Genomic DNA, 16538 nt, shown 5'->3' on the forward strand with positions numbered 1-16538 from the left:
CGCTCCGGCCGACGACCCCGTGCTGGGCGTCGTCGTCGATCTGTTGATGTCCGACGGTTACGAGGCCGTGCAGCTCCGGGAGGTCGCGCGCCGGGGCCAGACGTCGTTGCGCACGATCTACCGGCGATTTCCCACGCGGGACGCGTTGATCGTCGCCGCACTCGAATGGTGGATGAAGGCACACCGCTACGCCGGGCTGAACGCAGAGGCGCTGCGGCCGGAGCCCGGCGACTCACTCCACGCCAGCCTCATGCGCCTGTACCGAGCGCTCTTCGAACCGTGGGAGCGCCACCCCCGCATGCTCGAGGCTTACCACCGTGCTCGCATCGGGCCCGGGGGCGACCGCTTGATCGCCCAGGGGATGGCTGCGGTGGTGCCGGTCGCCGAACCGCTCACCGCCCACACCGATCCGGACTTCCGGCGCGACCTGGGCAACCTGCTCGACAACCTCGTGTACGCGCTCATGGGGCGGTTCGCCGACGGCGAGATCGAAATCACCGAGTTCCTGCCGACGATCGACCGTGCGCTGTACTGGATGACGACCGGCTACGAGGCGTCGCTGAGCCGGGACGCCTCAGCCGACCAGGCTCGGTGACGGCACCGGCGGCTCCATCCCGGCAGCACGATAGATCGCGTCGCCCGGCGGTGGTGCGTGCCCGGAGCGCTCACCGGGCCGACCGGATCGGCAGCGCGAGGAGAGCGCCGAGTACGGCGAACAGACCCGCGGCGAGGTAGAGCGCGTCGTAGTTCTTATCGGCTCCGGAGCCGATCGCCAGGAAGACCGGTGCGATCAGCGGCGCCCCGGCGTGCGCGAGTTGCAGGGCGACCTGGGTCATGCCGACGTACCGCCCGGCGCCCTCGCGGTCGGGCAGAACGTCGAGCATCAGGGCCGTGTCGGCCGAACCAAACACCCCGATGCCGAGGTTCATCAGCGCCATGCCCGCGTAGAACAGTGGTAGGCCGTCCGCGAGCACAACGAGGATCATCCCGGCGAGGAAGAAGGCCGCTGCGGCGAGCAGGACGGGCTTGCGCCGGCCTACCCGGTCGCTCAGCCAGCCACCGCCCAGCGCGCCGACGATCATCGCCAGCACCCCGACGCCACCCGAGATCGCGAGCGTGCTGCCCGCGTCGGCGACCGGAACCCCGAGAAGTTGCGCGACGTAGAACGAGGTGAACGTGGTGGCGAGGTAGATCCCCGCGGTGAAGAAGAACCGTACGAACCAGTTGATCGAGAAGTCGCGTTCGCGTGTGAAGCTGAAGCGGTAGCTGGACACGAGCGCCCGCAGCGACAGGGGCGTATCCGTGACCTGGTTGCGGCTGTCGGTGTCGTTGAAGAAGAGAACGAACGGAATGGTCAGGACCAGCCCGAGCAGACCGGGGATGAGGAACAGCAGCAGGTCGTTGCGGCTCACCGCGCCCGCCAGCACCGACCCGACGATCGGGCCCAGCGCCGCGAGGAAGCCGGCGATGCCGGACACCTTGCCGCGCTGGCTCTCCCCCAGCCAATCCGCGTGGCTCATCCCGATCAGCACACCGACCTGGCCCCAGGTCGCCATCGCCAGGACCCAGCCGACGCCCAGCACGAGGACGTTCGGCGCGAACGCCATGACCAGCAAGGCCGGCATGCCGGCGAGCGCCGCGCCGAGGATCCAGGGACGGCGGCGGCCGAAGCGGCTCCGGGTGCGGTCGCTGAGCTGTCCGTACACCGGGCCGGCCAGGAGAGCCACCACCGCGCCGATGCCGGTCAGGTAGCCCAGGTTCTGCTCCCGTCCGGGCGTCAGGTCCTCGACGCGGATCGCCAGTGAGAGCACCACCGGGGTGACGTAGGCGAGCTGCGCTCCGAACGAGGCGATCAGGCTCAACCAGAGGAACTGCCGCGACGCTCGGCGTTCGGGCGCCGGGCCAGCTGCTGCTCCCGGAGGCAGCGCTCCGTTCGGCGGCTCGGCTACGAGGGCCCCGGCGGTGTCCGGAACGGCCATGCGAACTCCTTCGTCCGTGCACCAGGAGATCGGCGGTCGCGCACGATTTCTTGGGTGTTTCGGCTATTAACGCGAGGCGAATCGGAGGCGAGCAATCAGTTGCCACCGGTTGCCGTTGCCGCAGCGCGCTGCCGTTCTGCGCGCCGCGCCGCCTGCTGTTCCGGGTCGGCGACCGGCGCCGCGAGCAGTAGTCGCTGCGTGTAGGGGTGCTCCGGACGTGCGGTGACCGTGTCGGCGTCGCCGGTCTCCACCAGGTCGCCGCGGTAGACCACCGCGACCCGGTGGCTGACGTGCCGCACGACCGCCAGATCGTGAGAGACGAACAGGTAGGCGACCCCGGTGCGGCGCTGGACGTCGATGAGCAGGTCCAACACCCGCGCCTGGGTCGAGAGGTCCAGGGCGGAGACCGGCTCGTCGCAGACGATCAGCGTCGGCTCCGGTGCGAGCGCCCGCGCGATCGCGACCCGCTGCCGCTGGCCGCCGCTGAATTCCCGCGGTAGCCGCTCGGAGGCGTTGGCGGGTAGCCCTACCTGGTCGAGCAGCGTGGCGACCCGCGCCCGCGCCTGTCTCGCCTCCATGCCCTGCGCGATCAGCGGCTCGCTCAGGATGTCCCCGATCAGCATCGACGGGTTGAGCGAGGTGTACGGGTCCTGGAACACCACTTGGAGATGCCGGGCGAGGCGCCGCCGCTGCGGCGCGGACGCACGCGTGATGTCCTCGCCATCGAAGGTGATGCGCCCCCCGCTCGGGCGCACGAGCCCGAGTACGGCCCGGCCGATCGTCGTCTTACCCGACCCCGACTCGCCGACCACCCCCAGGCACTCGCCCGGGGCGATCGTCAGCGAGACACCGTGGAGCACCTCGCGCGGCCGGGCGCGGAAGCCCCGTCCGGGGTACGTCACGCGCAGGGCGTCGATCTCCAGCAGCGGCGCGCTCATTCGGGGTCCGTTCCGACGACGACGGCGGGAGTATCCGTCCGCACGGTGTCCTGGTCGAGGATCGCGCCGAGCAGTTGCCGGGTGTACGGGTGCTGCGGCGCGCGGAATGTGTCCACGGTCGTCCCCGATTCGACGATCGCTCCGTTCCGCATGACGGCGAGGCGTCCGCAGGCGTCGGCGACGACGCCGAAGTTGTGCGTGACGAGCAGGACCGCCATCCCCAACTCCTGCTGGAGGTCCCGGAGCAGGTCGAGGATCTCCGCCTGCACGGTGACGTCGAGGGCGGTGGTCGGTTCGTCGGCGATCAGGAGTTGCGGCCTGCTCGCCACGGCGCCGGCGATCAGGACCCGCTGCGCCATGCCGCCGGAGATCTGGTGCGGGTAGGAGGCGAAGGTGTGTTTCGGGTCCGGGATCCCGACCCGGCCCAGCAGCGCGAGCGCGCGGTCCCGCGCCTCTCGGCGGGATACCCCCGACGCAGCGCGGATGCCCTCGACGAGCTGGGCCCCGACGGTGAACGACGGGTCGAGGTTCGACATGGGCTCCTGCGGGACATACGCGATCGATCGGCCGCGCAGCCGGCGGAGTTCCCGCTCGCTCAGCCTGAGCAACTCGCGTCCCGCGAACCGGATCGAGCCACGCAGCACGACCGCTTCGGCCGGCAGCAGACCGAGTACCGCGAAGGCGGTCTGGGACTTGCCGGATCCGGACTCGCCGACGAGGCCGAGCGTCTCGCCCGCGTCCAGCCGCAGCGAAACGCCGGTCAGTACTTCGGTCAGTTCGCCGGACGGTGTCGGGTACGCGAGCGTCAGGTCGTCGACGACCAGCAGCGAGTCGTCTTCGGCTGCCGTTGTCGCGACCGCGGGACGGCGTTCGGGCACGGTGAGCTTCGCCGGCGTGAGCTTGACGCCTTCCAGGGTGTCGCGCAGGGCGTTGCCCAGCAGGACCAGCGATGCGGTCATCAACCCCAGCAGAAGGCTGGGCCAGAGGAACTGCAACGGCTCCGTGTAGAGATTGGTGAACCCCTCGGAGATCATCGCGCCGAAGCTGGGGACGGTCGTCGAGCCGACACCCAAGAACGCGAGCCCCGATTGGAGGGCGATCGACGTACCGGCCATGAACGCGGCGGCGATGACGATCGGACCTCGGACGACGACCAGCACGTGCCGGCCGAGGATGCGCAGGTTGGAGAGACCGGAGACGCGGGCGGCGTCGACGTACAACTCGTTCTTCACGCCGACGACCAGGTTGCGGACCAAGCGGTAGATGCCTGGCGAGAGCAGGACACCGAAGATCAGCATCGTGGCCCGGAAGTCGCCGTGGGTCACCGGCAGCAGAACGATGAGCAGCAACAGACCGGGGAAGGTCATCAGAAGGCTGAAGATCCACTCGGTGAGACCACCGATCCGGCGGCCGAAGTAGCCGCCGATCAGCCCGAAGGTCACCCCGATGGTGAGGGCCACGCTGGCGCCGATCAACGCCGACACCACGCTCGTGTTGATCGAGTGCAGGAGCCGGGACAGGATGTCGCGTCCGCTCTGGTCACCACCGAGCGGATAGCCCGGCGTGCCGGGCCCGGCGTTGATCGCATCCAGCGAGGCTTCGTTCGGGCCGTGTTCGGCAAGTACTGACGCCAGCGCGCCCAGCACGACGACGACCAGCAGCAACGAGGCCGTGATCACTGCCTGGGGGTCCTTCACCAGCTTGCGGAGTACGGAAGTGCGGGCCGGCACGGTGAGCCCTGGGTCCTCCGCCAGAATCTCGACGCTCACGCGACCCTCGCCTTCGGGTTGAGCCAACCGTTCGCCAGGTCGACGAGCAGGTTGACGGTCACCACGAGCAGCACGCTGAACAACGTGATGCCCATGACCACGGGGATGTCGCCCTGCAACGACGCATCGAACGCGTACGAGCCGAACCCGGGCAACGCGAACACCTTCTCGATGATCAGCGCGCCACCCAGCATCGTGATGAACTCCAGCGAGAGCACGGTCAGCGCCGGACCGGCCGCATTGCGCAACGCGTGGCGCAGAACGATCGAGCGGGTCGGGATCCCCCGCGCGCGCAGCGTCCGCACGTAGTCCTTGCGCAGCTCGCCGATCATCGTGCCGCGCACCTGGGCGGAGAGACTGGCGATGCCACCGATCATCAAGGCGACGACGGGAATCGTGATCGTCTTCGCCCACTGCACCGGATCCTCGGACAGGCGGGTGAAGCCGGTGGCCGGCAGCAGCTTGAGCTTGATCGCGAACACGTAGACCAGCACGATCGCGATCAGCAGGCCCGGAACCAGGTAGCCGACGAGCGAGGCACCTTGAGCCAGCCGGTCGATCGCGCCCCCGCGCGCGGCCGCGAGAACGCCGAGCAGCACGCTCAGTACCGTGGTGATCACGAGCGCGACGACCACGACCGACAAGGTGACGCTCAACCGGGCCGCCACTGCCGGAGCGACCGGTTCGCTGGTGAAGTAGGACGTGCCGAAGTCGCCGCGGGCCGCGTGCGACAGCCAGTCCAGGTACTGCACGAGCACTGGGCGGTCCAGGCCCATCGCCGCCTTGCGGTCCGCGACGGCATCGGGTGTCGCCGCGCTGCCGAGCAGGTTGCGCACCACCCCGTCGAACGACGTGCTGAGCAGTAGAAACGTGATCAGGGTGACCAGCACCGCGAGCACGAGGCCGGTAGCGAACCGGCGCAGCATGTACAAGATCATGAGGTCTCTCGGGTTCTGCCAGAGGAGCGCGGGTTCCGGGCGACCGATCGGCCGCCCGGGACGCGCGGGTTATGCGGTGGGGGCGAACGTCCGGATGGTCGTCATCGTGTTCGCGCCGGTGCCGAGGTACTCGATGCCCTTGGCCGTCGCCCAGTTCGTTCCGATGTAGAACAGCGGGGCGTTCAGCGCCTTCTCGACCGTCAGCCGGTTGATCTGCTGGTACAGCGCTGCGGACTTGGCCGGGTCCAGTTCGGTGCCGGCCTTGGTCATCAACGCGTCGAGCTCGGCGTCCGTGGTTCCGAACGGGTTGAGGAAGCCCTGGGGGCCGTAGTTGTCGAGCAGCTCGCGGTCGCTGGTGCTCAGCCCGACGATGAAGAAAATCATCGGATACTTCTTCGAGGCGACCGACGATGCGGTGTTCTGCGGCGGGACCGGGTCCCACTTCACCGTGATGCCGATGTCGGCGAGGCCCTGGTTGACCAGCGGTTCGAACGCCTTCGACACCGCGGTGCTCGGCATCGTGACCGCGAACCCGTTCGGGTAGCCCGCCTCGGCTAGCAGCTTCTTCGCCGCGGCCGGGTCGTACTTGTACGTGCTGTCCAGGGCCGCGTCGTATGCGACGCCCTTGGGATTGAACAGCTGCACGGACGCCTGACCGCTCCCCTGCAGGAACGTCTTGACGATCTTCTCCCGGTCGAACGCCATGTTGATCGCGCGCCGCACTCGCTCGTCCGCCAAGGGCTTGAGCAGCGTGCCGTTGCGGTCGGCGAGCACCAGCTCGGCGACCGCGGTCGCCTTGACCGTGCGCACGTCGAAACCGGCAGCCTTGGCCTGGGCGACCTGCGGATTCTCGACGTTGGCGACGTCGAGCTCGCCGGCCCGCAGAGCGTTGAAGCCCGCGGTCCGGTCCTGGATCACCCGGACGGTGAACCGCTCGAAGGGATACGCCTTGGCGTTCCAGTAGTCGTCGCGCTTCTTGAGCACGTACGTCGTTCCATTGACCGTGGCATCGTCGAGGACGTAAGGCCCGGAGCCAACCGGGTCCAGCGCCGTGCGCTTGTCGTTCAGCGTCTTCGGGTCACCGATGACACCGGTGGCGTACGCGAGGTTGGTCAGCAGCGACGGATCCGGGGCGCTCAACGTGATCACGACCGTGCGGTCGTCCGGCGCGTCGATCGACGCGACCCTGGTGAGCTTGCCCTGCTGCTGTCCGGGTGTGGCCTTCGTCCGTTCCAGGGTGGCCTTGACCGCGGCGGCGTTGACCGGATCACCGGAGCTGAACTTCATGCCGTCGCGCAACGTGATCGTCAGCGTCCGAGCATCCTCGGAGTACTTCCAGCTCTCGGCGGCGTTGGGGTTCAGCGTGCCGTCGTTGTCGATGGAGAAGAGCGTGTCGTAGATCGAGCTCCACAGGTATGCCTGCTGACCCTCCGCGAGCTGGGACGGGTCCAGCGAGAGCGGAGCGGTGAGCGTCGACAGGGTGAGGGAGGTCTTTCCGCCCGTGCCGCCGCCGTCGGAGTCGGAGCTACCGGAGCAGGCGGTCGTGGCGAGGATGACGGCCGCGGCGAGGCCGGCGACGAGGCGCCGCCCTCTCCGTCGGGTTGCCGCCGGTCGAGTGAGCACGGATCACTCCTTTGTGATGCCGCCACGCCGAGGTGAGGCGCGGGCGGGTGAAGGCGTGGGCGAGGCCCTGCAGCGGGAGAGCCTCGCCGAGTCCGTGTAGGCAAGCAGCAGCGTGGAGACCTTGGCGATCGGTTGCCGCGAGTTGCCGCCGATGTTGTGCCGGTCACACCCGGGGTCGAATCGGCGCTATCCGCGCCCGAGCAGATCCTTCGGGGGCACCGGGTCGCCCGGCAGCGGCGTACCCGGAACGACACGCATGCCGTCGAGCATCAGGATCAGCGCCCGTTCTACGAGGCGCTCGGAGGCGTCCTCGGCGTCGAACGGACGGTGCCGGAAGAACAACGACACGAGGAGCCCGATGTCCCCGACGCCGACGTCAGGCCGGAGCACGCCGTCCGACTGCGCCGTCCGCATCAGGTCGTCGACCAGCGCCAGCAACTCCTCGGCCGTCCGTCGGATCGCCGGGTCGTTCCGCGCGACCGTCCAGGCCTCCGGCGAATTCAGCAGCAGCCGGATGCTCACCCGCAGATCCGCCGACCGGAGCAGCAGCCGAACCAGCGCGTCCCAGGCAGTCCCTTCCTCCGCCACCGCAGCACGCGCATCCCGGTATGCCGCGGCGTAGGTCTCCTGCTGGACGACGTGGATCAGCGTCTCCCGATCGGGAAATCGCCGGTAGAGCGTTCCGACGCCGACGCCCGCCCGCCGTGCGATCTCCTCCATCGGCACCTCGGGGCCGTCGTCGACGAACAGCGCCTTTGCCGCGGCGATGATCTGGTCGCGATTGCGCTGGGCGTCGGCGCGCAACCGGGCAGGGGCGGACGTCGTCATGCCCGAATTCTTCCAGCGAACCACTCGACGGGGACGAGGACGCCCGTTACGGTGCCCCGCAAGCGGAAGAAATCCTTCCGCTTACCTCCCTTGACTGCGATAGGACCCCTGATGGCCCGCATTGAGAACAAAGTCGTGCTCATCACCGGAGCCGCACGCGGCATGGGCCGCAGCCATGCGCTCCGTCTCGCCGAGGAAGGCGCCGACCTGATTCTCGTCGACGTCTGCGCCCCCATCGACGGCATCGACTACCCGCTGAGCACAGAGGCGGATCTCGAGGACACCACCAAGGCAGTCGCCGCCCTCGGTCGGCGGGTCGTCGCCCGCATCGCCGACGTCCGCGACGTCGACACCCTGACCGCACTCGTCGCCGACGCCGTCGGCGAGCTGGGCGGTCTGGACGCCGCGGTCGCCAACGCGGGTGTCATCACCGCAGGGACCTGGGACCAGACCACGGCCGAGGACTGGCGCACCGTCGTCGACGTCAACCTGATCGGCATCTGGAACACCTGCGCCGCGGCGATTCCCCACCTGATCGCGCGTGGCGGCGGGAGCCTGGTGAACGTCAGCTCGGCCGCCGGCCTCAAGGGCAGCCCGCTCCACACGCCCTACACCGCAGCCAAGCACGGCGTCGTCGGCCTGAGCCTGGCACTGGCCAACGAGCTGGCCGTCCATCAGATCCGGGTCAACACCGTCCACCCGACGGGAGTGGCGACCGGCATGGTGCCCCCCGGTCTCTTCGAGCTTCTCGTGGAGCAACGCGCCGACCTGGGGCCGATTTTTCAGAACGCGCTGCCGGTGCAGGTGGTCGAGGCCGTCGACATCAGCAACGCGGTGCTCTACCTCGTCTCCGACGAGTCGAGGTACGTCACCGGAACTCAGCTGAAGGTGGACGCCGGCGTCACGATCCGCTGACATCCGGCCGCTGATCCGAACCGGTCGTGACCGGAGCGGCATCGCGGCCGTGCCGCGATGCCGCTCCGGTCCCCGATTCAGGCGACGCTGATGGGAAGGGTTTCCCAGCCGCGCATCGTCGACGTCGAGGACAGCGCCGCGTTGTCCCAGTCGACCTCCCACTCGGTGAATCGCTTGAGGATCTCCTCGAGCGCGATGTTGCCTTCGATCCTCGCGAGTGCGTTGCCGAGGCAGTGGTGCGGGCCGCGGCCGAACGTGACGTGCCGGTCGATCTTGCGACGAATGTCGTAACGCTCGCCGTCCTCCCACCGATCCTCGTCGCGGTTGGCCGACGCGACGAGCAGCATCATCGCGCTGCCCGCCGGGATCGTGCGGCCGTACAGCTCCACCTCGGTCGTGACGTACCGGGCGATGGCGTGGCCGGTGGGCTCGAAACGCAGCGTCTCCTCGATGGTGTTCGGAATCAGGTCGCGGTTCTCGACCAGGTCCGCGCGCTGGTCCGGATACCGGTCGAGTAACGCGACGAGCCACCCGATCAGGCGGGCGGTCGTCTCGTTGCCCGCACCGGCAAGGACGGTCACGTAGGTCAGGATCTCCTCGCGGGTGAGCGTGCGCCGAACGCCTGTCTCGTCTTCGAACTCGGCGTTGAGCAGCTCGGTCATCAGATCGTCGGACGGGTGGTCCGCACGCCAGTCGATGTATTCGGCGAACAGTTCCGTGTCGGTGAGCGCCTTCTCGGTCACCTTCATCGGCTGCCCCGGGTCCGTGCGGAGTTTGGCGTCGGCGCGATCGCGAACCGTCCGTTGATCGGACTCGGGGATTCCGAGCAGCATGCCGATGACCCGCATCGGGAGCTCGTTGGCGAACTCCGCCATGAGGTCGAAGCGGTCGAGTCCGACGAGCGGCTCGAGGCAACGGACGGCGTAGTCCCGAATCTCCGGCTCGAGAGCCGCCACCCGGCGCGGCGTGAAGACGCGCGAAAGCAGCTTGCGGTGGATGCCGTGGATCGGCGGATCCTCCATGAGCAGCGTGCCCGGTGGGATCTCGATGCCGGACTGGATGATCTCGAGGATCGGACCACGCGAAGACGAGTAGGTCTCCCAGTCGAGCAGCCCAGTCTCGATGTCCTGCGACCGAGCCAGCGCGTAGAAGTCGTGCCGATCGTTGTAGTACAGCGGCTCCTCGGCCCGCATCCGCCGGTAGATCGGGTACGGGTCACGCGCGATCGCGCGGTCGAACGGGTCCCAGTAGACCGGGCTCGCGTTGCTCACTCGGGCGCCTCCAAGCAGGGTCACGTGCCGAAAGTTTGAACACTTAGTAAAACTTTGCGGCAATGCCTCGTCAAGGGAGCCCGGAAGACTTGGCAGAATGGAGCCGAACCGAGGAAAGAGGTGCATTGGCGCAACCCCGTCGCCGTCGCGCGGCGACCGAAGAAAAGGTGACACGCGTCCTCGAGACCGCTGCGGAGATCATGCTGCGCGAGGGCTACGCTGCCGTGACCTCGCGGAGCATTGCGGCTCGCCTCGGCATCCAGCCGCCCCTCGTGCACTACTACTTCCCCACGGTGGACGACCTCTTCGTCGCGCTTCTCCGGCGGGTGTCCGAGCTCAACGTCGAGCGGCTGACCGCCGTGATGGCGTCCGACCAGCCGCTCCGTGCCTGGTGGGACCTCGCGTCAGATCCCCGGGGAACGGGCCTGCTGGTCGAGTTCCTCGCCGCGGCCAATCACCGGCCGGCGTTGAAGCAGGAGATGGGTGAGGTCGCACGGCAAGTGCGGCAGATGCAGATGGCGGCTCTGGAGAAACTCCTGCCGGAGTACGGCCTCGACCCCGACCAGTTTCCACCGGCGCTCATCGCCGCCACGGTGCAGGGCCTCGGGCTCGGCATCGTCGCCGACGAGACCGCGGGGTACAAGACCGAGCACGAGCAGGCCCGCGCCGCGGTCAGCCGACTGATCGATCGCCTCGAACAGCAGCGCGCAAGCCGGCATCCCGACTGACGCACACGACCAGGGTGGACAGTCTTCACGGTCCGCTGAGCACGTCGGCGAGTTCCCGGCGAGCGGCTGCGGACAGGGCGGAGTAGTCGTTGAGCACCGTCGACAACGGCAGCGCGGCACCACGCTCGACGAAGGTGTCCGGGCACACTTCCGGCAGGTGCCTGCGGAGGATCGTGGTGATCGCGGCCCAGACGACGGCGTCGGCGGCCAGCACGTCGACCGGGCTGTCGAGGGTGAGTTCGACGGGTCGGGTATGCACCGGGTAAGTCCAGCGGTGGGTCCCCGGGCCGACCTGAGACACCTCGTCCGTCGGGTGCAGCGGCAGCTCGACGGTCGCTTCCGTCCCCGCCGGCACGACCACGACCAGTTCCATTCCGTCGTCGGTCACACGCCACTCGACCTCCAAACGCCCGCGTCTCGTCTCGTGGGCGGTCCTCGCGAACGTGAGGCCCCCACCGGGACGGGGTGCGATCCGCACGGTGCGGTAGCCCGGCTCGGTCGGTCGGAGGCCACCCACAACGGTGTGCAGCCAGTTCGCGATCGCACCGAGCGCGTAGTGGTTGAGTGACGTCATCCCGGACGGATTGACGGTCCCGTCCGGGAGGATCGCGTCCCACCGTTCCCAGATCGTCGTCGCGCCCCGCGTCACGGCGTAGAGGAATGAGGGCGCCTCCTCCCGGAGCAGCAGGAGGTAGGCCTCGTCGGTGTGCCCGGTCTTGGTCAGCGCATGGGCGACGTGCGGCGTACCGGCGAACCCGGTCGCGATCCGGCCACCGTCCCGGCGGACGATCTCCGCGAGGCGCCGTCCCGCGGTGGCCAGCTGAACGTCGTCCACCAGATCGAAGTGAATCGCGAGCGCGTACGCGGTCGCGCTCTCGTTCGTGATCCGGCCGTTGGCGGTCACGTACTCGGCGCGGAACGCTTCGCGGACGCGACCGGCGAGCGCAGCGAAGCGCCGCGCGTCATCCACACGCCCGAGCGCATCGGCCGCGGCCGCCATCTCCCGGGCCACCTTGGCGAAGTAGGCCGTGGCGACGAGGTGCGCATCGGTCTTGCCCTCGCGCGGACGGGTCAGCGGCGCATCCGGGTCGAGCCAATCGCCGAACTGAAACCCTTCGCGCCAGAGACCACTGGGGTCGAGCAGCGCCTCGACGCTCCGGGTGAACGCCGCCATCGAGTCGTAGCTGCGCCGCAGGATGTCGAGGTCGCCGTACTCCCAGTAGAGCGCCCACGGAAGGCTGACCGCGGTGTCGCTCCACAGCGCGGTCGGCGACTTGTACGTGTGCTGGACATCGGGCACGACGTACGGGACGTACCCCAGGGCCTGCTGCTCGGTGGCCAGGTCCGCGAGCCACGATCGCAGCGCCCCGGAGACGTCGTAGAGAAAGGTGGCGGTCGGCGCGAACGCGTTGATGTCGCCGGTGTAGCCGAGACGTTCGTCGCGCTGTGGACAGTCGGTCGGGAGCCCGACGAAGTTGCCGCGCATCGACCAGACGACGTTCTCGTGCAGCCGGTTGACCAGAGGGTTCGAGCACTCGAACCAGCCGGTCCGCTCCATGTCGCTGTGGACGACGACCGCACGCACGTCGTCGGGAGGCACCGCGCCGAGGGGCCCGGTGATCTCGGCGTAGCGGAAGCCGTGGAACGTGAAGCGGGGCTCGAACTCCTCGGCGCCGGTACCCGCCAGGACGTAGGTGTCGGTGGCCCGCGCCGGGCGCAGCGTCGTGTAATCCGGCAGGCCGTCGACGAGGACCTCGGCGTGCCGCACCGTGACCTCGTGCCCCCGCGGGCCGGTGAGCCGCAGCCGGACCCAGCCCGCGATGTTCTGACCGAAGTCGACGATCGTCGTACCGCGCGCCGACGGACGAATCTCGATGGGTGCGAGTTCCTCGATCCGCCGGATCGGTGGCGCGACCGGGTCGACCAGCGTGGCGAGATCCCACTCGACGGGTTCCACGGCGCCCCACCGCTCGTCGTCGAACCCGGGGCGGTTCCACCCGCCCGCCTCGCGGCGCGCGTCGGTCGTGACGCCGTCGTAGATGCTGGTGGCGCGGATCGATCCCGCGCCGGCCCGGAACTGCCGGTCGGTGACGACGACCTCGGTGCCGCCCGGGTAGCGCAGCTCGATCACCGCGAACAGCGCCACCCGGTCGGCGAAGTGGTGCCGCCGGGCGATGCCCTCGTAGCCGAGCCGGCCGGTCGCCCAGCCCTCGCCGACGATCGCGCCGAACGCGTTCGCTCCCGGGTGCAGCAGCGCGGTGACGTCGTGACTGCGGACGAGCAGCCGGTGGCGGTACGACGTCCAGCCGGGTTCGAGTACTTCGTCGCCGACCCGGACACCGTTGAGATACGGCTCGACGATGCCGAGCGCGGTCACCCACAGCGTCGCCGACGCGAGGTCCGGCGTCACCTCGAACTCGCGGCGGAAGTACACCGCCGGGTCGCCTTCCCGGCTGAGCGGGAACGCGCACGCACCGATCATCACCGCGCCACTGCCCCGGTAACTCACCGCAGGGTCTTCCGAGCGGCGACGCCGCCCAGCCACGTCGCCGAGGGCCGCGGACGACGCTCGAACGTGGTCCGGTCGACCTCGACCAGACCGAACGTCACGTCGAACCCGGAGAACCATTCGAACTCGTCCAGCAGCGTCCAGTGCAGGTACCCCCGCACGTCGAGGCCGTCGGCCACCGCGCCGGCGAGATGGCCTAGTGCCTGGCCGGTGTGGCGGATGCGCTGCTCGTCGTCGCGCGTGCAGACGCCGTGCTCGGTGATCACGACCGGACGGCCCGAGACCGCCGCCGCGTTGCGGGCCGCGTTCGCCAGCGACTCGGGGTAGTACTCCCAGTTCAGGTCGTCGACGGCCACGCCCGGCCCCGGCTTCTGCACGCCGTGCTCGCCGACCAGACGCCGGGTGTAGTTCTGCACGCCGACGAAGTCGTCGTCACGGCTGACCTCGAGCCAGCTCGTGAGCGCCTGGTTCCGCACCTCGGCGGCACGGTCCTCGAAGCCGGGGACGGCCTGGTAGTCGACGCAGGCCAGCGACCAGCCCACGGGAACGTCGACGTGGGACTTGATCACCTCGGTGGCACGCCGGTGGGCTTCGGTGTATCGGCCCAGTTGGTCGCCCTCCCACAGCATCATCGGCGTGAACGTGCCCTGACCGCTGGGGTGGCGGCGGCTCGCGTGCTCCAGCGCGCGGGCGAGGTCGCCCACGGCCGAGCCGCCCACACCTCCGCCGCCGACCGCCGCGACCGTGGCGACGTTGGGCTCGTTGAGCGTGATCGCCCAGTCGATCTCACCCTTCAGGTGGGCGGCGACGACGTCGACGTAGCGCGCGAACCGGTCGACGGCAGCGGGGTTGGTCCAGCCACCCTCGGCGGCGAACCAGACCGGCGTCGTCCAGTGGTTGAACGTCACGAACGTGCGCAGGCCGAGTTCTCGGCAGGTCGCGGCGAGCCGCCGGTAGTGGCCCAGCGCTGCGCGGGAGAACTCGCCGGGCTCCGGTTCGACTCGCGACCACTCGACGCTGAACCGCAACGCCTGCAGCCCCAGATCCGCGGTGAGCGCGACGTCCTCGCGCCAGCGGTGGTAGAAGTCCACCGCGTCCTCGCTGGGGTGCCGGAACACCGTGTCGGGCACGTGTTCCAGTGCCCAGCAGTCGCTCGCGACGTTGCCGCCCTCGATCTGGTGGCCGGCCGTGGCCGCACCGATGAGGAAGTCCGGCGGGAAAGCAGTGCTCATGGAATCTCTTTCTCGGTGAGCTGAGCCGTGGTCCGGTTCAGCCCTTGATCGCGCCTGCCGACAGTCCGGGCACCACGCGACGCTGGACGGCCAGGTACACCAGAACGAGCGGAATGCTCGTCAGGACGACATGGGCGAAGATGACGTTCCAGCGCAGCACCGGCTGATCCGCCGACGCTGACGCGAATTGATACAACGCGAGGGGCAGCGTGGCCCGGTCTTGGCCCTGAAGCAGGAAACCCGCGAAGAAGAACTCATTCCAGGTCGAGATGATCAGGATGACCGAGCCGACCAGCAAAACCGGCACGGTGAGCGGGAAGATGATGCGGATGAAGATCTGCAGTTTGCTGGCGCCGTCGATGGACGCCGCCTCTTCCAGGTCCCGCGGCACCGACTTGATGAACCCGGTCGCGAGGAAGACGACGTTGCCCATCCGGGTCGCCGCCATCACCAGGAAGTAGCCGAACCGGGTTCCGTCGATTCCGAGGACCTGCAACTCGTAGATCGTCGGAAGGATGGCCGCCGGAAGCACGATCGAGAGCACCGTGATGTTGTAGGCGACCTTCGCCGTCATCGACGGCGACCGCGCGTACGCCCAGGCGGCCATCGCACCGAACAGCACGATGACGACGATCGTGGGAACGACGACGACCAGGCTGTTCGTCAGAGCCTGGAAGTACCCTCCCTCGTTGACGACGAACGAGTAGTTCTCCCAGAGCGCCCACTCGTGCGGCAGCCCGAGATCCAGCAGCGCGGCCTCGCTCAGCGGCTTTGCCGAGTTGACCAGCAGCATCCACATCGGCAGGACGACCCAGAACAGCGCGATGACGCTGAGCGCGGTGATCCGCAACGCGTTCTTGGTCTTCACGCCTCCACCTCCCGGCGCCGGAGGTACGCGATCAGCGGGAGCCCCAGCGCGACCACCAGGATCGTGACGACCAGGCTCAGCGAGCTCGCCATTCCGAAGAAGCCACTTCCGTACTGGTTGAACAGGGCGATGTTGAGCACGGTGGTCGCGTTGCCCGGCCCGCCGCGCGTCGTCGCGGCGACGAGGTCGAACGCGTTGATCGCGCCGAGCATCGTCACCACGACCGTGAACGTGAACGCGGGTGCCAGGAGCCGGAACCGGATACGCCAGAACCGTTGCCAGGCGTTCGCACCGTCGATCGTCGCGGCCTCGAGCAGCTCACCGGGGATGTTGTTGAGCCCGGCGATGTAGACCAGCGTGATCAGCCCGCTCCACTTCCACGCGTCGACGAACGCCAGGCTGAGCAACGCGCTCGTGTCTCCGCCGAGCCAGGCGTAGTCGAATCCGGGGCGCACGATCGAGATCGCCTGGTTCAGCGGTCCGCTGGGCGCGAGGATCGCGCCCCAGATGTAACCGGCGGCCACCGGAGCGACCAGCACCGGCAGGAAGAAGAACGACCGGAAGAACCCGTTGACCCGGTTCGAGCGCTGCAGAACCAGCGCCATCGACAGGCTGAACACGTTCTGGATGAGCATCGCCGCCACCGCGTACAGCAGCGTGACTCGGACGGCCGGCCAGAGGATGTTCTGGTCGATCAGACCGCGGTAGTTCTCCAGGCCGTTGAACGAGATGACGTCGGAGTACCCGCTCCAGTTCGTGAACGCGAACCGCAGGTTGAGCAGGAACGGGACCGTGAAGAACCCGGTCACCAGAACGAAGGCCGGAAGGATGAACGGCCACCATCCGCCGAACTGCCGTTTTCTGCGGCGGCGCCCGCGCGCGGCGGGGGCGTCGACCCCGCCGCGCGCCGGAGCGCTGGTCGTGGAACTCATCGCGCTCG

Annotated in this window: 14 protein-coding genes; 3 read left to right on the top strand and 11 right to left on the bottom strand. The window is 68.8% G+C overall.

The genetic code is table 11. The features are described 5' to 3' along the window. The first annotated feature begins 46 nt into the window (after nucleotides 1-46). Nucleotides 47-595: a TetR family transcriptional regulator gene (locus BUB75_RS11855; protein ID WP_084741092.1), complete on the top strand. Its 549-nt coding sequence runs from the start codon at nucleotides 47-49 to the stop codon at nucleotides 593-595. Nucleotides 596-665: 70 nt separating this feature from the next. On the opposite strand, the gene BUB75_RS11860 is transcribed toward BUB75_RS11855, so the two are convergent. The 6 genes from BUB75_RS11860 to BUB75_RS11885 all read right to left on the bottom strand — a co-directional run bounded on the left by BUB75_RS11860 (nucleotide 666) and on the right by BUB75_RS11885 (nucleotide 8075). Continuing rightward, on the bottom strand, nucleotides 666-1979 hold the full coding sequence (locus BUB75_RS11860) for an MFS transporter (protein ID WP_073255837.1): 1314 nt from the start codon (nucleotides 1977-1979) through the stop codon (nucleotides 666-668). 95 nt (nucleotides 1980-2074) lie between these two features. After that, nucleotides 2075-2917, bottom strand: coding sequence for an ATP-binding cassette domain-containing protein (locus BUB75_RS11865; protein ID WP_073255839.1), 843 nt, complete (start codon nucleotides 2915-2917; stop codon nucleotides 2075-2077). Beyond that, entirely contained in the window at nucleotides 2914-4686 is a 1773-nt protein-coding gene (locus tag BUB75_RS11870) for a dipeptide/oligopeptide/nickel ABC transporter permease/ATP-binding protein (protein WP_218617447.1), read from the bottom strand. Before BUB75_RS11870 ends, BUB75_RS11865 begins: the two co-directional genes overlap by 4 nt. Further along, the gene (locus BUB75_RS11875) at nucleotides 4683-5624 is read right to left on the bottom strand and encodes an ABC transporter permease (protein ID WP_073255842.1); all 942 of its coding nucleotides are present in this window, start codon (nucleotides 5622-5624) and stop codon (nucleotides 4683-4685) included. The genes BUB75_RS11870 and BUB75_RS11875 overlap by 4 nt, the downstream gene beginning before the upstream one ends. Before the next feature lie 69 nt (nucleotides 5625-5693). Beyond that, nucleotides 5694-7247: an ABC transporter substrate-binding protein gene (locus tag BUB75_RS11880; RefSeq protein ID WP_073255845.1), complete on the bottom strand. Its 1554-nt coding sequence runs from the start codon at nucleotides 7245-7247 to the stop codon at nucleotides 5694-5696. Nucleotides 7248-7433: 186 nt separating this feature from the next. Then, nucleotides 7434-8075, bottom strand: a complete 642-nt coding sequence (locus BUB75_RS11885; protein ID WP_073255848.1) for a TetR/AcrR family transcriptional regulator — start codon at nucleotides 8073-8075, stop codon at nucleotides 7434-7436. A 111-nt stretch (nucleotides 8076-8186) separates the two neighbouring features. On the opposite strand from BUB75_RS11885, the gene BUB75_RS11890 reads away from it, so the two are divergent. Further along, nucleotides 8187-8990 (top strand): mycofactocin-coupled SDR family oxidoreductase, encoded by an 804-nt coding sequence (locus tag BUB75_RS11890; protein WP_073255851.1) that lies wholly within the window; start codon nucleotides 8187-8189, stop codon nucleotides 8988-8990. A 77-nt stretch (nucleotides 8991-9067) separates the two neighbouring features. On the opposite strand, the gene BUB75_RS11895 is transcribed toward BUB75_RS11890, so the two are convergent. Then, nucleotides 9068-10261: a cytochrome P450 gene (locus tag BUB75_RS11895; RefSeq protein ID WP_073255854.1), complete on the bottom strand. Its 1194-nt coding sequence runs from the start codon at nucleotides 10259-10261 to the stop codon at nucleotides 9068-9070. A gap of 167 nt (nucleotides 10262-10428) precedes the next feature. Between BUB75_RS11895 and BUB75_RS11900 the strand changes: the two genes are divergently transcribed. After that, on the top strand, nucleotides 10429-10989 hold the full coding sequence (locus tag BUB75_RS11900) for a TetR/AcrR family transcriptional regulator (protein WP_218617449.1): 561 nt from the start codon (nucleotides 10429-10431) through the stop codon (nucleotides 10987-10989). A 25-nt stretch (nucleotides 10990-11014) separates the two neighbouring features. Here BUB75_RS11900 and BUB75_RS11905 read toward each other — a convergent pair whose 3' ends face one another. From BUB75_RS11905 to BUB75_RS11920, 4 genes are read right to left on the bottom strand one after another with little or no spacing between them, the layout of a single operon-like run. Further along, a complete protein-coding gene (locus tag BUB75_RS11905; protein ID WP_073255860.1) occupies nucleotides 11015-13498 on the bottom strand; it encodes a glycoside hydrolase family 78 protein in 2484 nt (827 codons plus the stop codon). After that, a complete protein-coding gene (locus tag BUB75_RS11910; RefSeq protein ID WP_073255863.1) occupies nucleotides 13495-14730 on the bottom strand; it encodes a glycoside hydrolase family 1 protein in 1236 nt (411 codons plus the stop codon). Before BUB75_RS11910 ends, BUB75_RS11905 begins: the two co-directional genes overlap by 4 nt. 37 nt (nucleotides 14731-14767) lie before the next feature. Then, nucleotides 14768-15598, bottom strand: a complete 831-nt coding sequence (locus tag BUB75_RS11915; RefSeq protein ID WP_073255866.1) for a carbohydrate ABC transporter permease — start codon at nucleotides 15596-15598, stop codon at nucleotides 14768-14770. Further along, a complete protein-coding gene (locus BUB75_RS11920) occupies nucleotides 15595-16530 on the bottom strand; it encodes a carbohydrate ABC transporter permease (protein ID WP_084740887.1) in 936 nt (311 codons plus the stop codon). Before BUB75_RS11920 ends, BUB75_RS11915 begins: the two co-directional genes overlap by 4 nt. Between the last annotated feature and the right edge of the window lie 8 nt (nucleotides 16531-16538).

Origin of the sequence: Cryptosporangium aurantiacum, assembly GCF_900143005.1 — a bacterium.
Classification (GTDB): Bacteria; Actinomycetota; Actinomycetes; order Mycobacteriales; family Cryptosporangiaceae; genus Cryptosporangium; species Cryptosporangium aurantiacum.